The 26991-nt window shown below is 33.7% G+C and carries 28 protein-coding genes and 1 tRNA gene; 28 read left to right on the forward strand and 1 reads right to left on the reverse strand.

Translation table 11 applies throughout. The annotated features are described in order from the left end of the window. The first annotated feature begins 5 nt into the window (after positions 1 to 5). The 25 genes from BM319_RS14670 to BM319_RS14795 all read left to right on the forward strand — a co-directional run bounded on the left by BM319_RS14670 (position 6) and on the right by BM319_RS14795 (position 23954). On the forward strand, positions 6 to 947 hold the full coding sequence (locus tag BM319_RS14670; protein ID WP_025568289.1) for a ring-cleaving dioxygenase: 942 nt from the start codon (positions 6 to 8) through the stop codon (positions 945 to 947). 2 nt (positions 948 to 949) lie between these two features. Continuing rightward, entirely contained in the window at positions 950 to 1555 is a 606-nt protein-coding gene (locus BM319_RS14675) for an alpha/beta hydrolase (RefSeq protein ID WP_025568290.1), read from the forward strand. Between the two features lie 16 nt (positions 1556 to 1571). Next, complete coding sequence (locus BM319_RS14680) at positions 1572 to 2177, forward strand: flavin reductase family protein (RefSeq protein ID WP_091023568.1); 606 nt, start codon at positions 1572 to 1574, stop codon at positions 2175 to 2177. A 149-nt stretch (positions 2178 to 2326) separates the two neighbouring features. Next, positions 2327 to 2866, forward strand: coding sequence for an RNA polymerase sigma factor SigY (gene sigY, locus BM319_RS14685; RefSeq protein WP_025568292.1), 540 nt, complete (start codon positions 2327 to 2329; stop codon positions 2864 to 2866). Continuing rightward, positions 2859 to 3155, forward strand: a complete 297-nt coding sequence (locus BM319_RS14690; protein WP_025568293.1) for a DUF5345 family protein — start codon at positions 2859 to 2861, stop codon at positions 3153 to 3155. The genes sigY and BM319_RS14690 overlap by 8 nt, the downstream gene beginning before the upstream one ends. 414 nt (positions 3156 to 3569) lie before the next feature. Then, positions 3570 to 3962, forward strand: a complete 393-nt coding sequence (locus BM319_RS14700; protein ID WP_025568295.1) for a GntR family transcriptional regulator — start codon at positions 3570 to 3572, stop codon at positions 3960 to 3962. Continuing rightward, positions 3963 to 4652, forward strand: coding sequence for an ABC transporter ATP-binding protein (locus tag BM319_RS14705; RefSeq protein WP_025568296.1), 690 nt, complete (start codon positions 3963 to 3965; stop codon positions 4650 to 4652). Then, positions 4649 to 5491 (forward strand): hypothetical protein, encoded by an 843-nt coding sequence (locus tag BM319_RS14710; RefSeq protein ID WP_025568740.1) that lies wholly within the window; start codon positions 4649 to 4651, stop codon positions 5489 to 5491. Before BM319_RS14705 ends, BM319_RS14710 begins: the two co-directional genes overlap by 4 nt. Positions 5492 to 5504: 13 nt before the next feature. Beyond that, positions 5505 to 6770 (forward strand): hypothetical protein, encoded by a 1266-nt coding sequence (locus tag BM319_RS14715; RefSeq protein WP_091023408.1) that lies wholly within the window; start codon positions 5505 to 5507, stop codon positions 6768 to 6770. Between the two features lie 293 nt (positions 6771 to 7063). Then, on the forward strand, positions 7064 to 9049 hold the full coding sequence (uvrB, locus tag BM319_RS14720) for an excinuclease ABC subunit UvrB (protein ID WP_025568737.1): 1986 nt from the start codon (positions 7064 to 7066) through the stop codon (positions 9047 to 9049). Between the two features lie 14 nt (positions 9050 to 9063). Beyond that, positions 9064 to 11922, forward strand: a complete 2859-nt coding sequence (gene uvrA, locus BM319_RS14725) for an excinuclease ABC subunit UvrA (RefSeq protein ID WP_029715322.1) — start codon at positions 9064 to 9066, stop codon at positions 11920 to 11922. Between the two features lie 331 nt (positions 11923 to 12253). After that, a complete protein-coding gene (locus BM319_RS14730; protein WP_025568734.1) occupies positions 12254 to 12448 on the forward strand; it encodes a PspC domain-containing protein in 195 nt (64 codons plus the stop codon). Then, positions 12449 to 12823: a phage holin family protein gene (locus BM319_RS14735; protein WP_025568733.1), complete on the forward strand. Its 375-nt coding sequence runs from the start codon at positions 12449 to 12451 to the stop codon at positions 12821 to 12823. Positions 12824 to 13107: 284 nt separating this feature from the next. Then, the gene (hprK, locus tag BM319_RS14740) at positions 13108 to 14049 is read left to right on the forward strand and encodes an HPr(Ser) kinase/phosphatase (protein WP_069034931.1); all 942 of its coding nucleotides are present in this window, start codon (positions 13108 to 13110) and stop codon (positions 14047 to 14049) included. Between the two features lie 21 nt (positions 14050 to 14070). Next, positions 14071 to 14883: a prolipoprotein diacylglyceryl transferase gene (lgt, locus tag BM319_RS14745; RefSeq protein ID WP_025568731.1), complete on the forward strand. Its 813-nt coding sequence runs from the start codon at positions 14071 to 14073 to the stop codon at positions 14881 to 14883. 28 nt (positions 14884 to 14911) lie between these two features. Further along, positions 14912 to 15853: a nucleoside recognition domain-containing protein gene (locus BM319_RS14750; protein ID WP_025568730.1), complete on the forward strand. Its 942-nt coding sequence runs from the start codon at positions 14912 to 14914 to the stop codon at positions 15851 to 15853. Between the two features lie 12 nt (positions 15854 to 15865). Then, the gene (gene ppaX, locus BM319_RS14755; protein ID WP_025568728.1) at positions 15866 to 16513 is read left to right on the forward strand and encodes a pyrophosphatase PpaX; all 648 of its coding nucleotides are present in this window, start codon (positions 15866 to 15868) and stop codon (positions 16511 to 16513) included. After that, entirely contained in the window at positions 16510 to 17010 is a 501-nt protein-coding gene (locus BM319_RS14760) for an acyltransferase (RefSeq protein WP_025568727.1), read from the forward strand. Before ppaX ends, BM319_RS14760 begins: the two co-directional genes overlap by 4 nt. A gap of 175 nt (positions 17011 to 17185) precedes the next feature. Continuing rightward, a complete protein-coding gene (locus tag BM319_RS14765; RefSeq protein ID WP_025568725.1) occupies positions 17186 to 18685 on the forward strand; it encodes a tetratricopeptide repeat protein in 1500 nt (499 codons plus the stop codon). A 214-nt stretch (positions 18686 to 18899) separates the two neighbouring features. Then, a complete protein-coding gene (trxB, locus tag BM319_RS14770; RefSeq protein ID WP_025568724.1) occupies positions 18900 to 19847 on the forward strand; it encodes a thioredoxin-disulfide reductase in 948 nt (315 codons plus the stop codon). A 499-nt stretch (positions 19848 to 20346) separates the two neighbouring features. After that, entirely contained in the window at positions 20347 to 20805 is a 459-nt protein-coding gene (locus BM319_RS14775) for an NUDIX hydrolase (RefSeq protein WP_025568723.1), read from the forward strand. A 27-nt stretch (positions 20806 to 20832) separates the two neighbouring features. After that, positions 20833 to 21717 carry an RNase adapter RapZ gene (rapZ, locus tag BM319_RS14780; protein WP_025568722.1) on the forward strand — a complete coding sequence of 295 codons (885 nt, stop codon included), beginning with the start codon at positions 20833 to 20835 and terminating at the stop codon, positions 21715 to 21717. Continuing rightward, positions 21717 to 22685: a gluconeogenesis morphogenetic factor MgfK gene (gene mgfK / locus BM319_RS14785; protein ID WP_025568721.1), complete on the forward strand. Its 969-nt coding sequence runs from the start codon at positions 21717 to 21719 to the stop codon at positions 22683 to 22685. The genes rapZ and mgfK overlap by 1 nt, the downstream gene beginning before the upstream one ends. A gap of 39 nt (positions 22686 to 22724) precedes the next feature. Then, positions 22725 to 23675: a DNA-binding protein WhiA gene (gene whiA / locus BM319_RS14790; RefSeq protein WP_025568720.1), complete on the forward strand. Its 951-nt coding sequence runs from the start codon at positions 22725 to 22727 to the stop codon at positions 23673 to 23675. 21 nt (positions 23676 to 23696) lie between these two features. After that, complete coding sequence (locus tag BM319_RS14795; protein WP_025568719.1) at positions 23697 to 23954, forward strand: HPr family phosphocarrier protein; 258 nt, start codon at positions 23697 to 23699, stop codon at positions 23952 to 23954. Positions 23955 to 24035: 81 nt separating this feature from the next. Here BM319_RS14795 and clpP read toward each other — a convergent pair whose 3' ends face one another. Then, positions 24036 to 24629, reverse strand: coding sequence for an ATP-dependent Clp endopeptidase proteolytic subunit ClpP (gene clpP, locus BM319_RS14800; RefSeq protein WP_025568718.1), 594 nt, complete (start codon positions 24627 to 24629; stop codon positions 24036 to 24038). A gap of 1251 nt (positions 24630 to 25880) precedes the next feature. Here clpP and BM319_RS14805 point away from each other — a divergent pair. The 3 genes from BM319_RS14805 to BM319_RS14810 all read left to right on the forward strand — a co-directional run bounded on the left by BM319_RS14805 (position 25881) and on the right by BM319_RS14810 (position 26922). Beyond that, positions 25881 to 25953, forward strand: a tRNA-Arg gene (locus tag BM319_RS14805). Between the two features lie 206 nt (positions 25954 to 26159). Continuing rightward, positions 26160 to 26315, forward strand: coding sequence for a hypothetical protein (locus tag BM319_RS24760; protein WP_175403524.1), 156 nt, complete (start codon positions 26160 to 26162; stop codon positions 26313 to 26315). 313 nt (positions 26316 to 26628) lie between these two features. After that, positions 26629 to 26922, forward strand: coding sequence for a DUF6509 family protein (locus BM319_RS14810; RefSeq protein ID WP_091023410.1), 294 nt, complete (start codon positions 26629 to 26631; stop codon positions 26920 to 26922). Positions 26923 to 26991: the final 69 nt, after the last annotated feature.

A 26991-nucleotide genomic window follows, 5' to 3' on the forward strand; every position in this document is an offset into this window, starting at 1 on the left:
AGTTTATGGAGAAAATGAAAGGCATACATCATATCACTGCGATAGTTGGTGATCCACAAGAAAATATGGATTTTTACGCTGGGATTTTAGGTTTACGCTTTGTGAAAAAAACAATTAATTTTGATGATCCAGGTACGTATCACTTTTATTTTGGAGACGAAACTGCAAAACCAGGGACGATCATGACTTTCTTCCCTTGGGCAAATGCATACAGAGGAAAAGTAGGAAGTGGGCAAGTAGGAATCACAACATTCTTAATCCCAGCTAACTCAATGGAATTTTGGGAAAACCGTTTAACATCTTTTAAAATTCAAACAAAAAAAGTAAGTCGATTTGGAGAAACATTTCTTCAATTTGAAGACTTCCACGGCTTACAGCTTGAATTAGTAGAAAGGGAAGCTGGCGAGGAAAATACTTGGGAATTTAATGGTGTTACAAAGGATGTAGCAATTAAAGGGTTTGGTGGTGCAGTTTTATATTCTGGAGCACCAAATAAAACAGCTGAACTGTTGGAAAACGTAATGGAATTAGAATGCTTAGGTCAAGAAGGTAACTATTTACGTTTCAAAGCTGCTAGTGACATCGGAAATATTATCGATATTGAATTAGCAGCAGTAGGAAGAGGCGTTATGGGAGTGGGAACTGTCCACCATATTGCTTGGAGAGCAAGTAATGATGAAGAACATGTAAAATGGCAACATAAATTATATGATAATCATTATGGAGTTACTGAAGTAAAAGATCGAAATTACTTTAATGCAATTTATTTTCGTGAAAATGGTGGGTTATTATTTGAAATTGCAACTGATCCACCAGGATTTACGATTGATGAGAATATAGACCATTTAGGAGAACAGTTAATGCTACCAAAGTGGCAGGAACCAAATCGTGAAATAATAGAAAATCACTTGCAACCAATTGTTGTTAGAGAAGTGAAAGGAGAATGACGATGAAACACGTATTTAATAGAGGTAGTAATCCATCGAAGCCAACATTTTTATTATTACATGGTACAGGTGGGAATGAACTTGATCTATTACCAATTGCAGGGATGATCGATGATGAAGCTTCTGTATTATCAGTAAGAGGAAATGTAAGTGAAAATGGAATGCCACGTTTTTTTAAGCGATTAGCTGAAGGTGTATTTGATATGGATGATTTAGTTTTCCGTACAAAAGAATTAAAAGAGTTTATTGAAACGGCGTCCGCAGAACATGGATTTGATCCAAATAATATGATTGCTATTGGTTATTCAAACGGTGCAAACATTGCTGGTAGTCTACTGTTCCATTACGAAAATGTATTTAAAGGCGCAATGCTATTGCATCCAATGGTACCGATTCGTGATTTAGAATTGCCAAATATGAAGGATGTGTCAGTCTTCATTGGGGCAGGAAAAAATGATCCAATCTGTTTACCACAAGAAACAGAAGAATTAGCAACATTGTTAGAAGGTGCCGGTGCAAAAGTCGTTACTCATTGGGAAAACATGGGGCATAGCTTAACTAGATCGGAAATTGAAGCAGCAACTGATTGGTACGAAAATAACTTTTAAGGAGCATGCAATAATGATGAAATCTTTTTCTCCAGCAGATTTAAGTGATCGTGATAATTATAAGTTCTTAATTGGCGGTATAATTCCAAGACCAATTGCTTTTGTGACAACTGAATCAAATGAGAATGTCTTAAATGGAGCACCATTTAGCTATTTTAACATCGTAACGGCTAATCCACCTATGATATCTGTATCTGTTCAGCGACAAAATGGTAAACAAAAAGATACAGCTAGAAATGCGATTGAGAAAAAAGAGTTCGTCGTTCATATCGTTGATGAATCGAATGTTGAAGCGATCAATAAAACAGCTACTGCTTTGCCATCTACTGAAAGTGAAATTGAGTTAGCAGGATTAACACCTGTAGAAAGTGTAAAGGTTTCAGTTCCAGGAGTGAAAGAGTCAAAAATTCGAATGGAATGTATTTTAGAACAGGCAATTCCATTAGGAAAAGATAATGAGGCTTGCGACTTATTAATAGGCAAGGTTGTTTATTTTCATATAGAAGATGAAATTTATGAAAATGGACGTATAGATGCAGATGGCTTAAAAGCAGTTAGCCGTTTAGCAGGGAATGACTATGCTAAGGTTGGAGAAATGTTTACGATTGATCGTCCTAAATAAGGTTAATAAGAGTGAAGGGGAAAGTAGAATTTCCCCTTCACTTTTTTTTGAAAAAAATTAAAAGAAAAATGAACGATATGCAGAACTTATTCGTATAACAAATGAAACCAAATAAAAATTGTATAGAATTAGCAAGAAGGGAGGAAGATATGGCGGATTTAGATGAACTAGAAATTATAAAGTATGCTCAGCAAGGTGACCAAGATGCATTTGCTAAACTTTTTCAAATCCATTATTCCTTTTTATATAAATACGTTTTAAAAATGACCCTAAATCAACAAACTGCAGAAGATTTAGTGCAGGATACGATGTTGAAAGGTTATGACAATATTAAGAAATACAACGGTCAATCCAAATTTTCAACTTGGCTAATTACAATCGCAACTAGACTTTATTTAGATCAACAAAGAAGGAAAAAGCGCGAATGGTTTTGGCAAAAAAATGAGTCTGAAAAGTTATCGCGCTCCTTAAATTGGCAGTTAGCCTATAAAGGGTTTGAGTGGAGTGATATTATGGAGGGCTTTGAAAAGCTTAAATCAGATGTGAGAACTGCTATATTATTAAAGCATTACTACGGCTATACGAACGAAGAAATTGGAAATATGATGGGAATTCGAGAAGGAACGGTTAAATCAAGAATTCATAATGGAATGAAGGAATTAAGAAAGGAGTTAATGCAAGATGGATAAAGAAGAGATTGTTTCAGCATTTAAGCAGTTTGATGAATTAACGAATGTACATGAACCTTCAATCAGTGCGATTACGGAAAAACTTAATGTTCATCAGGAAAAAAAGAAAACCATTTTTCTTAAAGAACTAATCGTATTCATTTGTGTAGCATGCAGTCTATTCATCGGGGCACTTCTAATTACTTTAGAGGCACCAGTAAGCATTGTTATTATTCAAGCTTTAGGCTTTATTGCACTACCGATTATTTTTAAACGAGATAAAAAGAAAATTGAAAGTGAGTTGATCTAAAGTGGAATGGACAACAGAAAATATTATCATTTTAGTTTTAGTCTTTATAATTTTAATAACTCAAAGTATCACACTTTTTACAAACGCTAAAAAGAGAAATCGTTCAGCCTGGTTATGGGGGCTGTTAGGAATGATTCAATTCCCTTGGCCTAGTGTCTTCTTTTACTTTTTAGTTGTTCGAAAAGATCGAAAAAAACTAAATTAAGGATCGTGTAGAAATACTAGACTAATTGGATCGGTTCAATTAAGTCTAGTATTTTTAAATTTATGATTGACAATATTAGTGTACTACCTGTATAGTACACGTATAAGGTGTATTAATCGAGTGATACGCATAGTTGTGTATTAAGTGTATGAACTAAGTAGTACACACACATACTAATTAAATTGTATTAAGAACGAGGAGGTGGATTGATGGAATTTATAGTGAATAACCGTGAACCGGTTTATCTACAGGTCGTTAGGCATTTTAAACAACAAATTGCCAAAAGACTATTAGAAGCTGGTCAAGAAATACCATCAAGAAGAGAATTAGCTGTTCAATTTAATATAAATCCAAATACTGTACAAAAAGCATACAAGGAAATGGAGGAACAAGGGTTGATTACGACTGAACGAAATTTCCCTAGTAAGATTACGACTGATATAAAAGTGTTAAATGGTGTACGAAATGAATTGATTATGGAAGCAGTAAATGAATTTGTTGATTCAATTAAAGTAATAAATGTTCCGGTTGAAGAGTTACTTACGATGGTGAAACAAAACTATGAACAAAAGATAAAAGAAGAAGGGAAAGGAGAGGCTTAAATGATACAAGTAAAGAATGTTTCAAAAAAATATGGTCGGAAAAATGTTTTACGTGATATATCTTTCACAGCAAATAAAGGAGAAATCACTTGTTTAATTGGTATTAACGGTGTTGGTAAGTCTACAACAATGAAGGCGATAATGGGGATTACACCAATCGATCGCGGTGAAATAGTAATAGATGATAAGAAAATGAACCATACAATGTACGAAAATATCACATTTATTCCAGATACGCTTACAATGCTACCTAGTTTTACAGTTGGAGAAGCAATGCAGTTTATGAAGGATTTTTATGTAAATTGGAATCCAGAGCGTGCTAAAGAATTACTTGGTTTTTTCCGTTTAAAGGAAGATGAAAAACTAGGTGAGCTTTCAAAAGGGAATGCTGCAAAAGCAAATTTACTTTTTGGTTTAGGGTTAGATGTTGATTATGTTCTGATGGATGAACCTTTTTCTGGTATCGATATGTTTAGTAGAGAGCAAATTGCAAAAGTGTTTACGAGTCACTTAATAGAAGATCGAGGCGTGATCATAACTACGCACGAAATTAGTGATATTGAGCATTTAATTGATAAGGTCGTTTTATTAGATAACGGCGAAATTCTGAAAGAGTTTTATACAGAAGAAATTCGATTAGAAGAAGGTAAGTCAGTTATGGACGTAATGAGAGAGGTGTATGAATCGTGAATCGATATTTAAAACTAGTTAATTTTGAAGTTAATCGATTTTTTAAATTATATATAGGGTTATTAATAGTAGTTGCTATTTCACAGTTTGTAAGTTTATTTGTAGTAAAGTCCTCGTATATGAGCCAAGCGAATGAAGCAAATTACGCGAGTTCTTTGAAAGCAACGGAGGAATTTATTACATCGAATGGATTGCTAAACTTTAATCATGTTGCTAATCATCCATTATTTATTGGGCCAATTGTGATCAGTGTCGCTTTAATGATGTTCTATGTTTTTATCATTTGGTACAGAGATTATTTCGGAAAAAATACGTTTATTTACCGTTTATTTATGTTACCAACTTCAAGAATGACCATTTATTTTGCTAAAGCGACTACAATCTTAATTATGGTGTTGAGTTTACTGGCATTTCAACTAATACTTTTACCAATTGAAATTAACGTATTTCAACAAATAGTTCCAGGTGAACTTTTAGGGAAAATGAATACAGTTGAACTTGTTATGGGCCCTAATATTTTTCAAATGATTTTACCAAGTAATTTTGTGGATTTTATTTTTAGATATCTTATTGGAATGGGCTTAGTGTTTACTCTTTTCACATTCATACTATTAGAACGTAGTTATCGCTGGAAAGGTATATTATTTGGGATTTTATACGCTATGGCGATTGTAGTTTTAATTCTTATACCAGAGATTATTCAATCTTACGTTTTTGGAAATGATTTCTCATTTTATCCAAGCGAAGTCGTTTATATGGAAATAGGTCTTATTGCAATCATTATTACAGGTTCAATCTTATTTAGTAAATATTTATTAAAAAACAAAGTATCGGTGTAAGGAGGAGTTTAGAATGAAGCGATATCGTAATTTGGCAGTAATAGCCGTTGTCACGACAATCAGTTTAGGTACGTTTTTTACGAAAGTAGCTATGTCAGAAAGCAAGTTGCCTAAATTTTACTTAAAGACTGAAAATGGAGATACAAAATACGTTAAAGATTTAACGATTAGCGCTGGATATGGTCAAGAAGGTGCTAGAAGTCTAAGTATCACAACTGACGGAAGTGAATATAAAGACAATAATTCAATTCTTAGTGAACTTGATAGTGAATACTATGCCTTAAAAAAATTAAATGATTTAAAAAAGAAAGAAAGAAACTTTATGCGCGGAAAAATTTCTTCTTCTCAATTTTATATCGATAAAGATTTTGCATGGCACGCCGAGGTAAAAGGTGGAAAACTTGATGGTACGTATGAGCATCAAAATAATCATTTTAATATGTATATAGATGGTCTCGATCTTCAAAATAAAGACCGTTATAAATTTAAAATAGATATCCCAGGTGAAGAAAACTACTCATATATAAATGTAGAGGATGTACAATTAATCGGTAAAGATTTAGTTGTCACTACTTATCAAAATAAAATGACAGATAATAATACAAATCCTGATGTGAATGTCGAGCAAACTGAACTAGTTATGTATCGAATTAATGTAAACCAAAAGAAAATTGTTGATCGTAAAGTGATTAATAAATCATCCAATGACCAAAAAACACAGACTCATACTGAATTACAAAATACGATATCAGAATCAGATCAAACTATTCCTTCTAAATTCAGTGTTTACAAAAAGGCAAAACTAAAGGATACGGTTCAAACGAATGGAGAAACAACAACTGAAGAAATTAGTAATGAAGTATTCGTATTTAATTTAGAAACTGATAAAGAAGAACCTTTAAATTTATCGAATGAACAAAAAGAACAATTGAAGCAAAGTAATGTAATCATTGATAATGATAACTTGTATTTTATAACGAACGGTGATAAAGATCTTTCAGTATTAAAGTATAACCTTAACAATAAAAAAGTTGAAGGTGTACCAGTACTTGCTTCTAAAATTAATGGTAATAATCTTTCAAATTATAAAATCATTGATGGAAAACTATATGCAATTACGAATATTGAAAATCCAGGGGAAATCAGTAAAGATTTCATTATTGTTGATTTAACAAATGGACAAAGTGTTTTCGAAGGCAAGATTGAAGTGAAGAATTTTAAAGGAAAATCTAGTAAAGCATTAAAGAAATTACAAGTATATGATTTTCAGGTTGAATAAGTAGGGCAGGAAAAAGATAAGAGATTGGTTATAGGAAAAGATTTTATAAACTTATAAATCTTTTCCTACTCCTTCTTATTTCTTTATTCCTGTTCTTTTTTCTTTGCTTTACTACTTTCTTGTTTACTAAAAGAATATACGTTCTAGTTTAATTACTTGAATTCGTCCATAAACATCGATAATATGTAAAGATAATTAAATTTTAAAGTACGTTTGTTCTGTTTTTGATTGATTTTTGAAATTTTGTGGTAAAATAGAAGGATAGGTATGTTTTGGAAATGGAGGCGGGGAAGATGGAGCAGGAATTCGAGGTAGTTTCTAATTATTCACCTCAAGGCGATCAGCCAAATGCGATTAAGCAGCTTGTTGATGGGGTTAAAAATGGTAAAGAGCATCAAGTTTTATTAGGTGCTACAGGTACGGGAAAAACGTTTACCATTTCAAATGTAATTAAAGAAGTAGGAAAACCAACATTAGTATTTGCTCACAATAAAACATTAGCAGGGCAATTATATAGTGAATTAAAAGAGTTCTTTCCTAATAATGCAGTTGAGTATTTCGTTAGTTACTATGATTATTTTCAGCCAGAAGCTTATGTACCTCAAACGGATACTTATATTGAAAAAGATTCAAGTATTAATGATGAAATTGATAAATTACGTCACTCTGCGACTTCCTCCCTTTTTGAACGTAAGGATGTCATTATTGTAGCGAGTGTGTCTTGTATTTACGGTTTAGGTTCTCCTGAAGAATATCGTGAATTAGTTTGTTCTCTTCGTATTGGAATGGAAATTAGTAGAGATGAACTATTACATAAACTAGTAGATATTCAGTATGCGCGTAATGATATTGACTTCTCACGTGGTACATTCCGAGTTCGTGGAGATGTTGTTGAAATATTCCCGGCATCACGTGATGAGCACTGTATTCGTGTGGAATTTTTTGGTGATGAAATTGAGCGAATTAGAGAAGTGGATGCTTTAACAGGTGAAATTTTAGGTGACCGTGAACATGTTGCAATTTTCCCGGCTTCCCACTTCGTTACACGTGAAGAAAAGATGAAAATTGCCATTAAAAATATTGAAGTTGAGTTAGAAGAACGATTAAAGGAAATGAGAGATAACGGTAAGTTACTAGAAGCACAAAGGCTTGAGCAGCGGACTAGATATGATTTGGAAATGATGAACGAGATGGGATTTTGTTCAGGAATTGAAAACTATTCCCGTCATCTGACGTTGAGACCACCAGGTTCTACGCCTTATACATTATTAGACTATTTTCCAGAAGATTTCTTAATGGTAATTGACGAGTCACATGTTACAGTTCCGCAAATCCGAGGAATGTTTAACGGTGACCAAGCTCGAAAGCAAGTATTAGTAGATCATGGATTCCGTCTGCCTTCAGCATTGGATAATCGACCTTTAAAGTTTGCAGAGTTTGTGGAAAAGGTTCAACAAACTATTTACGTAACTGCGACACCTGGGCCATATGAGCTAGAGTTGTGTCCTGAGAAAGTAGAGCAAATTATTCGTCCAACAGGTCTACTAGATCCGACGATAGATGTTCGTCCAATTGAAGGTCAAATTGACGATTTGATTGATGAAGTTCGTAATCGCATTGCTAAAAATGAGAGAGTACTAATTACTACATTAACGAAGAAAATGTCTGAAGATTTAACGGATTATTTGAAAGAAATCGGTATTAAGGTTAACTATTTACATTCTGAAATAAAAACGCTTGAACGAATTGAAATTATTCGTGATCTTCGTTTAGGTAAATATGACGTTTTAATTGGTATTAACCTTTTACGTGAAGGGATCGATATTCCTGAAGTTTCATTAGTTGTAATTTTAGATGCAGATAAAGAAGGATTTTTACGATCTGAACGTTCATTAATCCAAACAATTGGTCGAGCTGCAAGGAATTCAAATGGTCATGTTATTATGTATGCTGATAAAATGACGAATTCGATGAATATTGCTATTAATGAAACAAAACGTCGTCGTGAGATTCAGGAAGAATATAACATAAAACATGGAATCACACCTAAAACAATTATTAAGCAAGTACGTGATGTTATTCGAGCTACTTCTGTTGCTGAAGAAGAAGAAGTTTATGAAAACGGCATTAGTGCTAAATATAAGAAGATGAACAAAAAAGAACGTCATTTATTTATTCAATCAATTGAAATGGAAATGAAGGACGCAGCGAAGGCGCTTGATTTTGAACGAGCAACAGAACTTCGTGACTTGATATTAGAATTGAAGTCTGAGAGGTGAAGAACTTGAAAAGTATGAATGAAATAATTATTAAAGGGGCCAGAGCGCATAACTTAAAAAATATCGATGTTACGATTCCTCGTAATCAATTAGTAGTTGTGACAGGTTTATCTGGATCAGGTAAGTCATCTCTAGCATTTGATACGATTTATGCAGAAGGTCAACGCAGATATGTAGAATCACTATCTGCGTATGCTCGTCAATTTTTAGGTCAAATGGATAAACCTGATGTAGATTCAATCGAAGGACTTTCACCGGCGATTTCAATTGATCAAAAAACGACTAGCCGAAATCCTCGTTCGACAGTTGGTACTGTAACAGAGATTTACGACTATTTAAGACTTTTATATGCTCGAATTGGGACTCCGATTTGTCCAAATCACGGTATTGAAATTACTTCTCAAACAGTCGAACAAATGGTAGATCGTGTAATGGAGTACCCTGAACGAACAAAAATTCAAGTGCTTGCTCCAGTGGTATCTGGTCGTAAAGGGACACATGTCAAAGTATTTGAAGAAATTAAAAAACAAGGGTTCGTTCGCGTTCGTGTTGATGGTGAGCTATTTGATGTATCTGATGAAATAGAATTAGAGAAAAATAAGAAGCATTCAATCGAAGTTGTAATTGACCGTATTGTTGTAAAAGATGGTGTAGCATCTCGATTAGCTGATTCTCTTGAAACAGCATTAAAACTAGGAGAAGGTCGAGTGATCATTGATGTTATAGGTGAAGAAGAATTACTTTTTAGTGAACATCATGCATGTCCTCTGTGTGGATTTTCAATTGGGGAATTAGAACCACGTATGTTTTCGTTTAACAGCCCGTTTGGAGCTTGTCATTCATGTGATGGATTAGGAACGAAATTAGAAGTGGATTTAAACTTAGTTATCCCAAATGATGAATTAACTCTTAAAGAAAATGCTATAGCACCGTGGGAATCAATTAGCTCAATGTATTATCCTCAATTACTAGAGAGTGTTTGTAATCATTACGGCATTGATATGAATATTCCATTTAAAGACATACCAAAAGATCTGCAAGATAAAATTCTTTATGGTAGTAATGGCGAACAAATCTATTTTAAATATGATAACGAGCAAGGTCATGTACGTGAAGCAATGATTGAATTTGAAGGTGTTATTTCGAATGTAGAAAGACGTTTTAAAGAAACATCTTCAGATTTTATTCGTGAGCAAATGGAAAAATATATGGCTCAACAACATTGTCCAACTTGTAAAGGGCATCGTCTAAGAAAAGAGGCACTTGCTGTTTTTATTGGTGGCTTGCATGTCGGTGAAGTAACAAAAATGTCAGTTAAAGAAGCATTTGATTTCTTTGGATCGCTTGATTTAACGCCAAAACAAGAAAAAATTGCAAATCTAATCCTTCGAGAAATTAGAGAGCGTTTAGGCTTTTTAGTAAATGTAGGTTTAGATTATTTAACATTGAACCGAGCTGCAGGTACATTATCTGGTGGAGAAGCTCAAAGGATTCGTTTGGCGACTCAAATTGGTTCAAGACTAACTGGTGTATTATATATTTTGGATGAACCATCAATTGGATTACACCAACGTGATAATGATCGTTTAATCTCAACATTGTTAAATATGAGAGACATCGGAAATACATTAATAGTTGTAGAACATGATGAAGATACGATGCTAGCAGCAGATTATTTAATTGATATCGGACCGGGAGCTGGTATTCACGGTGGACAGGTCATTTCACAAGGAACACCAAGTGAAGTAATGAATGATCAAAATTCATTAACAGGGAAGTACTTATCAGGTGAGAAGTTTATTCCTGTACCGCTTGAACGTAGAAAAGGCGATGGACGTGAAATTAAAATTGTTGGAGCAAAAGAAAATAATTTAAAAAATGTCTCAACTTCATTCCCATTAGGTACGTTCGTTGCAGTAACAGGTGTATCAGGATCAGGGAAAAGTACATTAATTAATGAGATTTTATATAAATCATTAGCTCAAAAATTAAATGGATCGAAAGTACGTCCAGGGGAGCATAAAGAAATAAAAGGGATTGAACAATTGGAGAAGGTTATTGATATTGATCAATCACCAATTGGTCGTACTCCTCGTTCAAATCCGGCTACCTACACTGGTGTATTTGATGATATTCGAGATGTATATGCCGCTACGAATGAGTCAAAGGTTCGCGGTTATAAGAAAGGTCGTTTTAGCTTCAACGTTAAAGGCGGTAGATGTGAAGCATGTCGAGGCGATGGAATCATTAAAATTGAAATGCATTTCTTACCTGATGTTTACGTACCATGTGAGGTTTGTCATGGTAAACGATATAATCGAGAAACTTTAGAAGTTAAGTATAAAGATAAATCGATCTCTGAAGTTTTAGATATGACAGTTGAGGATGCAGTTTCATTCTTTGAAAATATTCCTAAGATTAAACGTAAACTTCAAACGTTAAATGATGTAGGTTTAGGATATATTACATTAGGTCAACCTGCTACGACTTTATCTGGCGGAGAAGCACAACGTGTAAAACTTGCTTCCGAGCTTCATAAACGTACGAATGGAAGAACGTTATATATTTTAGATGAACCTACTACAGGACTTCATGTTGATGATATTGCACGATTATTAGTTGTATTACAAAGACTAGTAGATAATGGAGATACTGTACTTGTAATTGAACATAATCTAGATGTCATTAAAGCGGCCGACCATCTAATTGATTTAGGACCAGAAGGTGGAGACAAAGGTGGTACGATTGTAGCAACCGGTACACCAGAGAAGCTATGTAAAGTCGAAGCGTCCCATACTGGTAAGTATTTAAAAGCTGTATTAGAACGTGACAAAGCTAGAATGGAAAAAAGATTGGCATTGATGGAATCTTAAAAAAATCTCTTTTTTAATAAGTTATAGTTATTGAAAATATTGATGAGGTAGAGTAGTTGATTAGAACGAAAAGAGTGCTCAACTCCAGTTAAATTAGCTGGATAGCGAGTAATCTGGAACGGAAATCAACTATTCTTCTTTTTCTATGTCAGAGTGTTGAAACGGTCAAAGTATATAATTGTTTGTATTTAGGACTTAGTGTCATTCATAGTTCCTTTTACTTGAAAAGTAGTCCACATTTCTTTAATGTTTTAACATAGAATAAATAATGAAAATAAAAAAATTAGTAATGATAAAAAAATGAGGGCGTATCGATAGAGAGGAGATTTTTGTGAAAAAACTATATCGATCTTCTAAAGATTCTATGCTTGCGGGTGTATGTGGTGGGTTAGGTAAGTATTTTAATTTGGACAGTACATTGATCCGTTTACTGTTTGTTATATTATTCTTCGTAGGATTTGGAGCACTACTATTTGTATATTTAATATGGATATTTGTTGTACCAGAAGAGGGTGACGTGAAATAAATGAGATGGTTATTTTCATTAGCTATTAATAGCTTAGTTTTTATTGTAGTAGCAGGATTTCTGCAACCAGATTTTTATGTGAAAAATATTCCAACGGCTATCATTGCTGCGTTGGTGTTATCGATCTTAAATACAATTATCCGCCCAATCTTAATATTAATAACTTTACCTGTAACCATTTTTACAATGGGATTATTCCTGTTTATTATTAATGCATTTACGCTTGAAATTACTGATTATTTATTAGGAGATGCCTTAAGAGTAAATGGTTTTGGAACAGCTATTATTGCATCGATTCTAATTAGTACATTCAGTATGTTAATTCAATATTTTGTATTTGGTTCAAAGGATAAAAAAAAGAATAGTCAACGGTAGAAAAAGAGGAGTCTCTTAAGTTAAAGTACTTTTGAGAGTCTCTTTTTTTTGTTTTTTAGATTAATGGGATTTTTGAACATTATGTGAACTCTGTTGTTATATAACTTGGTATCATTAAATGCTAAAGCTATTGAAATTACTAAATATCGTGATAAATTCACATTTACATTAATGATTTTTAATCGTTCTAGCGCGGTTAGTGACTTGTCGACATTTTCCCACAAAGTTTAAAAATGGTACAATATGAGAGATAATACATAATTATTAATCCTTAGGAGGCTTGTATGGCTAAATTACGTACAAAGAATTTAGTTGAGTATTTTAAATTAGAGGTCATTAGTGGAAGTGCAGGTTTGAATCGTTCGATTAACACGACTGATTTATCTCGTCCAGGTATAGAGGTGGCAGGATTTTTTACATACTATCCATCTGATCGAGTACAAATATTAGGGAAAACAGAATTAACTTTTTATCATAACTTAACTGACGAAGAAAAACACGGTCGATTAAGAAAGCTTTGTGCAGATGATACGCCTTGTATTATCGTGACGCGAGGTTTAGACATTCCACCCGAATTAATTGAAGCTGGGGAAGAAACTGGCGTACCTATTTTACTATCAAACAGTAAGACAACTAAAGCGTATAGTAGACTTACGAGTTATTTAGAGGCTAAACTTGCTCCAACTACAGCGTTACATGGTGTACTAGTTGATATTTACGGTGTCGGTGTATTAATTACTGGAAAAAGTGGAGTTGGTAAAAGTGAAACGGCCCTAGAGTTAGTAAAACGTGGTCATAGATTGGTAGCAGATGATTCTGTAGAGATTCGTCAAACGGATGAGGATACGCTAATTGGTTCATCGCCAGAATTAATTGAGCATTTATTGGAAATTCGTGGATTAGGAATTATCAATGTAATGACTCTTTTTGGAGCAGGATCTGTACGTAATTACAAGCGTATTACGTTGAACATTGATTTGGAGACTTGGGACTCCCAAAAGGTTTACGATCGAGTTGGTTTAGACGATGAAAAACTTAAAATATTAGATACTGATATCTCGAAAATCACATTGCCTGTTCGACCTGGTCGAAATTTAGCTGTTATTATTGAAGTAGCAGCGATGAATTTCCGTTTGAAAAATATGGGTGTAAATGCAGCTCAGCAATTTGCAGATCGTTTAGAAAAAGTAATTCAAGGCGGTAATAATGTTAGTGATTTAATTTAATGGAAAAGTGGGGAAATTGGAATGGAGTCAAATATTCAGCCATTAGATAAAGTATTTTTACACTTAGGTCCTCTTTCAATAAAATGGTATGGGGTATTGATCGGATTAGGTGTTGTATTAGGTTTATGGTTAGCAATTCGTGAAAGTAAACGACGTGGAATACCTGATGATACATTTTTGGATCTTATTTTAGTAGCTCTACCTTCTGCGATTATAGGGGCTAGAATTTATTATGTACTCTTTGAGTGGAGCTACTATTCTAAGCATGTTAGTGAAATACCGGCCATTTGGCATGGTGGATTAGCTATTCACGGTGGTTTAATTGGAGCATTTATAGCTAGTTATTTCTTTGCAAAGAAAAGAGGCATTTCATTTTGGAAGCTTGCCGATATCGCAGCACCAAGTATTTTAGTAGGCCAAATGCTTGGACGTTGGGGAAACTTCATGAACCAAGAGGCTCATGGTGGTCCAGTAACTAGATCATTTTTAGAAAGTCTTCATTTACCTACTTGGATCATTAATCAAATGTATATTGATGGAACGTATTATCATCCAACATTTTTATATGAATCATTATGGAGTTTATTAGGGATTATCTTCTTACTAATTTTAAGAAGAGTGAATCTAAGACGTGGTGAAATGTTTTTAACTTATTTAATTTGGTATTCTGTTGGTCGTTTCTTTATTGAAGGACTAAGAACAGATAGTTTAATGTTAACAAGTACAATTAGAATGGCTCAATTTATATCAGTCGTCATTATCATATTATCTATTTTCATTCTTGTTTATCGAAGAGTTAAAGGATTATCGAAGGAGCGTTATTTAGACGCATAAGTTTGTAAAAACAGGAGTGGGGAGCACGTTGGAAACTTTAAAGAGAGGGTTACTAGTTGGTTTACAAACTTCTTGGAAAATAGGGAAAATAATTTTCCCTATTTCTTTCATTTTAACGATTATTAAAGAAACTGCACTAATGGACTGGTTTGTGAATATTCTTGAACCATTAATGAGTTTTATCGGTTTAAAGGGAGATGCAGCATTAGTATTAGTTTTAGGAAATGTTTTAAATTTATATGCGGCCCTTGGAGCAATGCTACCGATGGATTTAACTGTTAAGGAGGCATTAATCCTAGCAGTTATGTTAAGTTTTTCTCATAATCTATTTGTTGAAACGACAGTAGCTACTGCTGTAGGAGTTCGAGCATCCTTTGTTGTTTTAGTAAGGATTGGATTTGCAATTATTTCTGCTATTTGTATCCATTTCTTTTGGTCTGGTGGAACAGAAATTGTTCATAAAGGCATTGCTGTTGCAGAAAGCGTTAACCAGTCGGGATGGGATATCGTTTATAATGCTATCATTTCGTCATTAATGGGTATTTTTAATCTTATTAAAATTGTTTTCCCCTTAATGCTAGTTATTCAAATTGCAAAAGATTTTGGGTGGATGAATTATATAACGAAAGCATTATCTCCATTTACTAAATTAATCGGTGTTGAAGCAAAAGCTGGAGTTACATTAGCTGCGGGATTGTTTTTTGGATTAGCTTTTGGAGCAGGTGTTATGATTCAAGCTGTTAAAGAAGATGGTGTTTCGAAACGAGATTTATACCTCGTTTTCTTATTTTTAGTAGCATGCCATGCTGTAGTAGAAGATACACTTCTCTTTATTCCTTTAGGGATTCCAGTTTTATACTTATTTTTAATTCGTTTTTTTGTCGCATTAGTTGTTACTTGTATCGTAGCAAGAATTGTAGGTAGAGTTGGTAGAAAAACAGAATCTAGTTTAAAAGCTGAAATGAAATAGAAAGGAAATCTTATGAAAATAAATACGATACTTTTTGATTTAGATGGTACTTTAATCAATACAAATGAATTAATTATTGCTTCATTCTTGCATACTTTGAATAAATATTATCCTGAACAATATAAACGTGAACATGTTATACCCTTTATGGGGCCAACTTTAACTGAATCATTCTCTACGGTAGATGAAGAAAGAGTTGAAGAGTTCATCTCGGAATATCGTCGTTTTAACATGAAGATGCATGATGAGTTTGTTGAGGAATATGAAACGGTTTATGAAACGATCGAAACTTTACACAAATTAGGCTATAAAATAGGGATTGTAACAACAAAGGCACGAAATGTTGTTGAAATGGGTTTAAGTTTTAGTCGATTAAAGCAATTCTTTGATATTGTTATCACAATAGATGACGTACAAAATGCAAAGCCACATCCAGAACCTATTCAATTAGCTCTTAAAAAATTAAATTCTATTCCTGAAGAGAGTATAATGGTTGGCGATAATTACCATGATATTGAAGGTGGTCAAAATGCTGGAACGAAAACAGCAGGGGTTGCTTGGTCACTAAAAGGAAGAGAATTTTTAGCTACTTTTAAACCTGATTATATGCTTGAAAAGATGAGTGATCTCTTACCAATTTTAGGGATTGATGAGAATTGAGGAAAACGAAACGGTACCTAATTGAAGGTGAAAATTCACTTTGGCAAGTGTACAAGACTGTTTCATTTTGGAAAACATTTCGAAATACTATTGTCATTGAAATAGCCCGTTATATCCCTTTCTTTAGATTGAAAAACTGGATGTATCGGAATCTCATTGGAATGAAAGTAGGAGAGTATACATCCTTTGCGTTTAAAGTAACGCCTGATTTAATGTTTCCAGAATTAATCTCAGTTGGTAGGAATTCGATTATCGGCTATAATACAACAATCTTGGCGCATGAATATTTAATTAATGAATATCGATTAGGAGAAGTCATTATTGGTAATAATGTGTTAGTTGGTGCAAACACGACAGTTCTGCCGGGGGTCACAATAGGTGATGGTGCGAAAGTTTCAGCTGCAACACTTGTCAACAAGGACGTTCCAGCTGGTGCATTTGTTGGAGGTAATCCTATGGTTATTATTTCATTACCTCAATCTGAAACTACTATTTAAACTCTTAAAAAAAGTGGTTTTCAATATTTTTTGTTTCGGTTAAAATAATACTTTGACAACTTATTTAGATAATGTGGAAATTGTACGTTCGTTTAAAATTCTTATAATTTGGACGGCGACTATTTCCTCTTTTTATGTGATATACTGTGATAAGCTTGAAAAACTGGAGGATCGAATGTCTGAAAATTTGGGGAATCAAACAAATCAACTTCATAATGTCGTTTCGTTCTCGTTACCGAAAGATTATTTCTACGAAAAAGGGATGAAAGCTTATAATAGTAACGATTCTGAGCAAGCGATTTATTATTTGAAAAAAGCTGCTGAAAATGAAGAAAATCAAACAGTTCTTATAGATATTTCTAGAAAACTTTTATCATTACATCAATATCAAACTACAATAACTATTTTAGAATATATTTTAGATAAATATCCAACAAATGAGGATGTATATTATTTATTAGCATTTGCATTTTTTGAATTAGGATTATTCCAAAAAGCCAATTTGTATGCTCAAAAGTATTTAGAAATTGGCACGGATGAAGAGCAATTAGAAGAACTAGAAGACTATTTAGATATTATTCATAGTGAAGAAGATGATGATTTAAGTATTAATGATGATTTATTAGTACTTCAAGAGCGAGTTACAAGCTATTTGGCAAATCATGATTGGAAATCTGCTAAAACAACTTTACTTAATATTGTTGATAAGTATCAAGAATTTTGGCCAGCTTATAATAACTTAGCTTTAGTAGAGCTTCATTTAGGAAATCCTGAAGAAGCTGAAAGAGTATTACAATATGTTTTAGAACAAAATCCAGGTAATTTATCAGCTTTAATTCATTTAACAATGTTAAAAAGAATATTAAACGAACAAGAAATTGCTCTACAATATCTTGAAGGCTTATCAAATATTGTTCCAATTTCTGAAGAGCACCGCCACAAGCTTGGCGTACTTTTCTATCAGTTCAAGAAGTATGAAGAAGCTTATAAGTTATTTAATTTACTGTACATGGAACGACCAGATCGTGAAATACAGTTTTATTATATGTTCTGTGATGCAGCATATCAATCTGGAAGAATTGAAACGGCGGAACGTATTTGGAATTTTGAAATGACAAGTGAATTTGATGATCATGAGGAATTGGCTCCATGGGCTGAAAAAAAGCATTCATCAAATGAAATTGAACAATTAATGGTTGAAACAGAATACCAAGCAAAACACTCCAATTCGAATAGTGAGAGATGGGGATTAATCTATTTTATGAAGGAATATTATTATGAACAAAAATTTAGTTCAATCCTTCAAGATTTGAATCCATTAGAAAATATTGGTCTCGATGAACAATTAGAACAAGTTCTACTAAATAATATGTGTTATCTAGAGCCTCATCCGTCATTGAATATTGCGATTAACGGCGCAAAGAAAGTACAGACAACTTGGGAAGAAGATTATATAATACTACGTAATCATCTTCAATTATGGTTTTTCGCTATTTGTGAACTTACAGTAAAATATAAAGAATTACCTGTAAGTGAAGAGGTTTTATTAGCTGCTACACATTATCTTGTTGAAAATGAAGTAAATCGTGTATCACAAAAGAAAATTGCAGCAAACTATAATATCTCTACCTATTTATTAAATAAAGGCATTAGCGCCATTCGAAGCTTGTTTTAATACCAGATGGTGTTAATGCAAGCTTTCTTTATTTCTCATTAAGGTGAGTATAAATTGGCAGCAAGGATTTGTACTCGAAGGTGAAGGCTCGTCAGTCGAAGAGTTTTCTTTATCATGAGCATATGATTTGTTGTTTTATGTCATCGCGTATTAGGATAGTGTTAGTTAATGAAGTAGGGCAATTAGCCATTTAAGTACAAGGAGTGATTAAGAAATGGAAGAAAAAATTTATGATGTTATTATCATTGGAGCTGGTCCTGCAGGGATGACTGCAGCTGTATATACATCTCGTGCAAATCTTTCTACATTAATGATGGAACGTGGTATTCCAGGTGGACAGATGGCAAATACTGAAGAAATTGAAAACTACCCAGGTTTTGATAGTATTTTAGGCCCGGATTTATCAAATAAAATGTTTGATCATGCGAAAAAATTTGGTGCTGAATACGCTTATGGAGACATTAAAGAAATTATCGACGGTAAAGAATATAAAACAATCATTGCTGGTAAAAAAGAATACAAAACACGCGCAATTATTATTTCAACTGGTGCAGAATACAAAAAAATTGGTGTTCCAGGTGAGCAAGAGCTTGGAGGACGTGGTGTATCTTACTGTGCTGTTTGTGATGGAGCATTCTTTAAGGATAAAGAATTAGTAGTTATAGGTGGCGGAGATTCAGCGGTAGAAGAAGGCGTATATTTAACTCGATATGCTTCTAAAGTTACAATCGTTCACCGTAGAGATCAATTACGTGCTCAAAAAATTCTTCAAGACCGTGCATTTGCAAATGAAAAGATTTCATTTATTTGGAATTCAACAATTAAAGAAGTAAACGGAACTGATGGTAAAGTAAGTAGCGTAACGCTTGTAGATACTCAAAATGGTGAAGAATCTGAATTTAAAACTGATGGCGTATTTATCTATATTGGCATGCTGCCATTAACAAAACCATTCTTAAGTTTAGGTATTACAAATGAAAATGGTTATATTGAAACAAATGATGTAATGGAAACAAGAGTACCAGGTATTTTTGCTGCTGGTGATGTTCGTGAAAAAACTTTACGTCAAGTTGTAACAGCTACTGGAGACGGAAGTATTGCTGCTCAAGCAGTACAACATTATATTGAAGAATTAAAAGAAGAATTATCTAAAACTAACTAATCTTGATTAAAAACGATAAAATTAAGTTTTAGAATTGTGAACAAAATTGTAATATTCTGAAACTTATATGTAATTAGGGTGTAACTCTCTTGAAATATAGTTACTGTAATATAGACAATAACCAGAGAGCCCCCTAATATATATAGGAACATGGATATGCGCTTGTCCATGTTCCCTTTTTTTGTGCTTTAAAGTTTAAATTTACAGCGACGAATGAGGAACTGACGTAGTTGCAAATTTTTAGCAATTAAGTATAAGTGCAACTACGCCTTTAGTCTTTAAAGCTCGGCAATCGGTGAGTTTTCTTTATTTGTCTCCGAAAATGATCGGTTCTGTTCCTCGACCGTAGTTCGAACCCACAAAATCTTTTCCTTTAGCCTGTACCTGTCAACCCTAATTCCCACTCTTAACAAGTTGTTGTCTGACTAGTTTAACGGTATAATATAGATTGGGCAGTTTCAACCAACTGCAAGTCCAAATTGTAAGTGAGGTATAAGAAATGCAAAGAGTTACACATTGTGTTTTGGTAAATGAAAATAATATCCTCTTGCTACAAAAACCTAGAAGAAACTGGTGGGTTGCACCCGGCGGCAAGATGGAGCCAGGTGAAAACATTAGAGAAGCAGTTGTTCGTGAATATCGTGAAGAAACAGGTATATACTTAAAAAACCCAAAATTAAAAGGTGTTTTTACAATTATTATAGAAGAAGATGCTAAGGTAGTGAATGAATGGATGATGTTTTCATTTTTAGCTACCGAGTTTGACGGTGAAAATCAAGATGAGTGTGAAGAAGGAATTCTTCGCTGGCATGCGATAGATGAAGTGAAAAACCTTCCTATGGCAGCAGGTGACTATCATATTATTGATTATTTACTGAAGGGTAAAGAAATTTTACATGGTACCTTTGTCTATACACCGGACTTTGAATTATTAAGGTATCGCTTAAATCCGAGTTAACTTAAATTATAGAAAGGGTTGAGTTAAATGCCTACAAGATCACATGTAAAAATGGTTATTATAACTGGAATGTCGGGTGCTGGAAAGACTGTCGTTGTTCAAGCGTTAGAAGATATCGGTTACTTCTGTGTTGATAATCTTCCTCCTGCTCTACTTCCAAAATTTGTAGAGCTATTAAAGGACCCGGATCACAATACAACAGATAAAGTTGCTCTTGTTATGGATTTACGAGGAAGAGAATTTTTTGATCAGTTAGGGAGTTCGTTAGATCAATTAATGTCTACTCCGTCAATTATCCCTCAAATTTTATTTTTAGACGCAACGAATGCTGCACTCGTTACTCGCTACAAAGAAACTCGTCGTTCACATCCACTTTCTCCAACGGGTTCTCCATTAAAAGGAATTGAGTTGGAACGTACTCTTTTAGCCGAGGTAAAAGGGCGTGCACAATTAATTTATGATACTTCAGATTTAAAACCTAAAATATTACGAGAAAAAATAATTGAACAATTTAGAGAAAATGAACAAGAAGGTTTTTCAGTAAATATTCAGTCATTCGGTTTTAAGTACGGAATACCGATTGATGCGGATTTAGTATTTGACGTACGATTTTTACCAAATCCATTTTATATTGAATCAATGCGTCCCTTAACTGGCTTAGATGAGGAAGTTTCCTCTTACGTTCTTAAATTTAATGAGACAACGGAATTTATGCTGAAATTAATTGATTTAATTAGTTTTATGTTACCTCAATATAAAAGAGAAGGTAAACGACAACTAATCATTGCGATCGGATGTACGGGTGGACAGCATCGCTCTGTTACTTTAGCAGAGTATTTAGCTAACTACTATAAGGATCAATATGATACGAATGTTAGTCATCGGGACGTTGAAAAAAGGAGTCATAAGTAATGGTTAGTCAACGTTCAAAAATAGTAATAATTGGAGGCGGAACGGGACTATCTGTTTTAGTACGTGGATTGAAAAAACATCCCGTTGATATTACCGCAATTGTAACAGTCGCAGATGATGGTGGTAGCTCTGGACGATTACGTGACGAGTTAAAAATTCCACCACCTGGTGATGTACGAAATGTACTTGCTGCGTTATCAGATGTGGAACCGATGTTGGAAGAATTATTCCAACATCGATTTGCAACATCTGGAGACCTTTCTGGGCATTCTCTTGGTAATTTAATGCTAAGCGCAATGACTGCGATTACAGGTGATTTTTACCGTGCAATCATTGAAATGCGAAGGGTATTAAATGTTAGAGGGAAAGTTATACCAGCAGCTAATCAAAGTGTCGTATTAAAAGCTGAATTAGAAGATGGGACAATTGTTTCAGGTGAGTCGAAAATTCCTTATTCTGGTAAAAAGATTAAAAGAGTATTTTTAGCACCAGGAAATGTTGAACCTTTAAAAGAGGCGCTTGATGAAATTAATCGTGCTGACTTAATCGTAATTGGACCAGGTAGTTTATATACGAGTATCCTTCCTAATCTATTAGTTACTAAAATTGGGAAGGCTGTTGTAAATTCAAAAGCTAGAAAAGTATATGTATGTAATGTGATGACTCAAGCGGGTGAAACTTTACATTATACAGCTAGTGATCATGTAAGGGCTCTGTACCAGCATTTAGACTCAAGTTTTATCGATACAATTATCGTAAATGAAGGCACGATGCCTAAAAATATTTTAGAACTTTATAAGGAAGAACATGCTCAACAAGTAAAACTAGATATAAATGAGCTTGAATCTTTAAATCTAGAAATTGTTCATAAGTCGATCGTTAAATATGATGATAATGTGATTAGGCATGATACAGTAAAGTTAGCAGAAATTTTATGTGATCTAATCCCGACAAAAATAAAAGAATAATGAAAAAATATTTAGAGCTAGAAGGAGGGGGTGATTCAAATGTCCTTTGCATCAGAAACGAAAAAAGAATTAACAACGATTGAGATCAAAGATTGTTGTTCAAAATCTGAGCTATCCTCTTTAATTCGAATGAATGGTTCATTATCAATTGCGAATCGCCAATTTATAGTAGATGTAGTTACTGAAAATGCAGCAATTGCGAGAAGAATATATGTATTAATTAAACGTGTTTATGATGTGGACGTTGAATTGCTCGTTCGTAAAAAAATGCGTCTTAAAAAGAACAATGTATATATTGTTCGAATAAAAGAAGAAGCGAAACATATTTTAAATGATCTTTATATAACTGGTGAAGGATTTACCTTTACGAATGAAATAGCGAAAGAGCTAATTACGAAGAAATGTTGTAAACGCTCCTATTTAAGAGGTGCTTTTCTAGCTGGTGGTTCGGTAAATAATCCAGAGACATCTTCATATCATTTAGAAATTTTTTCACTATATAAAGAGCATACGGAAGAAATTTGTCGTCTAATGAATGAGTTCGGATTAAATGCTAAAACACTGGAGAGACGTAAAGGTTATATTACGTACTTAAAAGAAGCAGAAAAAATTACTGAGTTTTTAAACGTTGTTGGTGCACATTCAGCTTTATTAAGGTTTGAAGATATCCGAATTGTAAGAGATATGAGAAACAGTGTTAATCGTCTAGTAAATTGTGAAACTGCGAACTTAAATAAAACGATCAGTGCAGCCTTCAGGCAAATTGAAAATATACGTTATATCCAAAACTCAGTTGGTTTAGATATATTACCGCCAAAGCTACGTGAAATTGCAGAACTTCGAGTAGCGTATGAGGATGTTACATTAAAAGAGTTAGGTGAAATGGTATCTAGCGGAGCAATTAGTAAATCAGGAATCAATCATCGCCTACGTAAAATAGATGAAATAGCTGATAAACTAAGAGCGGGAGAACCAATAAAAATAAAATAAAAGTTAAGAGGGAAGAAAAAAATGATTGAGAAAAAAGGGAGAGTACTATTAGAAACTGGAATACAGGCTCGTCCAGCAGCACAATTTGTTCAAGTTGCTACGAGATTTCGTTCAGAAGTATTATTAGCTTACAAAGGTAAACAAGTAAACGTAAAGAGTATCATGGGTGTTATGAGCCTTGCTGTACCCCATGGAGAAGAAATCGTAATTACTGTTACTGGTGACGATGAAGTTGAAGCAATGGAAGCCGTAATGGACTTTATCGGAGAAGAAATTTAATGTAATTGGACATTCACAAGTTGGATGTCCAATTTTTTTTACAAAAAAACTAGCCGAAAAATTTCGGCTAGTTTATTCTTACTATTTAATAGCTGCAGTATTAGAAATTACTTTATCAATTAATCCGTATTCTAATGCACGGTCTGCAGTCATAAAGTTATCGCGCTCTGTATCACGCTCGATTGTATCTAATGGTTGACCAGTACGATCTGCAAGAATTTTGTTTAATTTATCACGTAAGAACAAGATTCGCTTAGCTGCAATTTCGATTTCAGTAGCTTGACCTTGAGCACCACCTAATGGTTGGTGAATCATAACTTCTGCATTTGGAAGAGCATATCTCTTTCCTTTTTCCCCAGCAGATAATAAGAACGCACCCATTGAAGCCGCCATACCAATACAAATTGTAGATACTTGAGGCTTAATAAAGTTCATCGTATCATAGATAGCCATACCAGCAGTAATACTTCCTCCTGGACTATTTATGTATAATGAAATATCCTTATCTGGATCTTCTGCTGCTAAAAATAAAAGTTGTGAAACAATTGAGTTAGCTACGTTATCATCGATTGCGCTACCTAACATGATGATGCGGTCTTTTAATAGACGAGAGTATATATCATACGCACGCTCACCACGACTTGTTTGTTCAATAACTGTAGGAATTAAATTCATTTTTTCTCCTCCTTGTTTAAAACAAATTAATGATTAATACAATAATACCTTTAAGGTCAGAAAAGGTCAAATAAAACAGATGCTATATTTAATGTATTATTCAAACTTAAAATTCTTGACCTTTTATAACATATTTATTTATCTAATACTTCAACATCATTAACGACTTTTCCTATTATTAAACGTAACTTTATGTAGTTTTTCTTTTGATAAGTTAAAAAACTAGTAACAAAATGATTGGAGCATATTCTTGTTTGAAATATAGAGCCTTGTTAAACTACCAAATTTTCGTAAAGGGAGTTTAGTGATGTTGATTTCCACTACAGTGTGCTCGCTTTCCATGGGGCGAGACCTGAGCCTCCTCGTCACGTTCGTTCCTGTGGGGTCTCAGGCTTCCCGCATATCCCATAGGAGTCGAGCACCCCTCCGTTCCAATCAAGTTGCTTATTAAAAAAGCTTACGATAAAAGGCTAATTTAATATCCTTTACTTAGCGTAAAATAACAGTTTATTAATCAGTTTGTATTTCAATTAAGATCGACCATGAACTTATAAACTAATCATTTGAAATTATTTATCTAAAATTTGCTCTAAATATTTTTAACTTCTTAATAAACAATTTCTATATTTTTGTTGGTATATTAAATATAAATTCATCGCGTCGCCTGTATATAGAAGACGATGAGTTTTTAACGCTTTTACAAGCCATCAAAACTAAATTTATAAAAGAAAATGCACACAAACCATTCCAAAGTGTATCTTCTTCTTTTTCCTACTCAAAAAGAAACCTAAATTATTGCGGTCAGAACATTCTAACGATATAATAAAACATAAGATTTTCTTATAAACTTACGAATAAGCTACAAAGCGAAACATCAGCGCACCAATCGAGCCGCTACTTGCATAAACTTACTGAGATTGGGGCGACAATACGAAATACTTATTTTAACCATATATTAAAATGCGTTCGTAGCTCAGTTGGATAGAGCACGTCCGAATAAGCTACATAGCAAAACATCAGCGCACCAATCGAGCCACTCCTTGCATAAACTTACTGAGATTGGGGCGACAGATACACTATACTTATTTTAATTAGATATTATATAATGCGTTCGTAGCTCAGTGGATAGAGCACGTCCGAATAAGCTACAAAGCGAAACTGCAGCGCACCAATCGAGCTGCTCCTTGCAACTACCTGCTGAGATTGGGGCGACAGATACACTATACTTATTTTAATTAGATATTATATAATGCGTTCGTAGCTCAGTGGATAGAGCATCGGTTTCCGGTACCGTGTGTCGCAGGTTCGAATCCTGTCGAGCGCGCTAAAAGAATAAACCGAGCGATAAAATCTGTTAATTATCAGATATTATCGTTCGGTTTTTATTTTTCCTCCTTTAAACCCTGAATCTCAGCCTTAAATCCTACCTTTACCTTACAACTAAAGATGTATTAAAACTCCATCCAATGAAGAATGGGTTCCCGGTACTTTAAGTCATATATTAAAAGTATATAAAGGGAGGTTATTCAAATGGATATGAATTCTTGGTTTCTTGAAGAAATGGCACAAATCAATAAAGATGAAATAGAAAGAGAATTAAAATTTAAAGAAACTTATAAACTGTATTCAACTTCTAAAAAGAAAAAATACTGCATCGACCTAAAAATCATTAAATTCTGTATTTAAATTAGAGAATGTTTATTATCATCTTAAATTTACTAAAAAAAGAGCTGAGTGACTTTGTATTTATAAAAATTATTCGGTTCTTTTTCCTGCTTCTATTTATTTCCTCTATCCTTTTTCCTAAATATATGATATATTACTCTTTGCGATGAGCTAATTTGAGTAAGACGAGAGATATGCGCAAGCTAAACGCGCGGATGTGGCCGCCCGGTCTCTCGCCTCAAACGCATCAAGACGTCTGCTGCGGCAGGCGTCTTTCTTTTTGTCCATTCCTTTGTGTATAATAGTACATATTAAAATTGAAGGGAATGTTTTTGTGTTAACGATTGCAGAATACACTGTAGAAGAAATAAAAGATCCATTTGGTATCATTGAAGGTGATCGATATGAGTTTATTCTTTATATCAATGTACCAGAGGATGATGAATTATTTAATGAAAAAGGTATATATATAAAAGTACTTTTTGGAGTAAATGGTGAGGAGTCGAAATTAATTAAATATGACTTATATGAAGCTGAGTCAAATCAGTATTTAGATTTTGATTTGGAAGAAGATGAGGAAAAAGAAGTATTTGAATTTTGTAAAACTCATTTAACAGTTGAAGAATAATCTTAATGTGTTGTCGAATGACACACTTCGGCTAGGAGATATCCTATTTTGGGAATTTCTTAACACACT

It is taken from the genome of Bacillus sp. UNCCL81 (assembly GCF_900112535.1).
Classification (GTDB): Bacteria; Bacillota; Bacilli; order Bacillales; family Bacillaceae_G; genus Gottfriedia; species Gottfriedia luciferensis_B.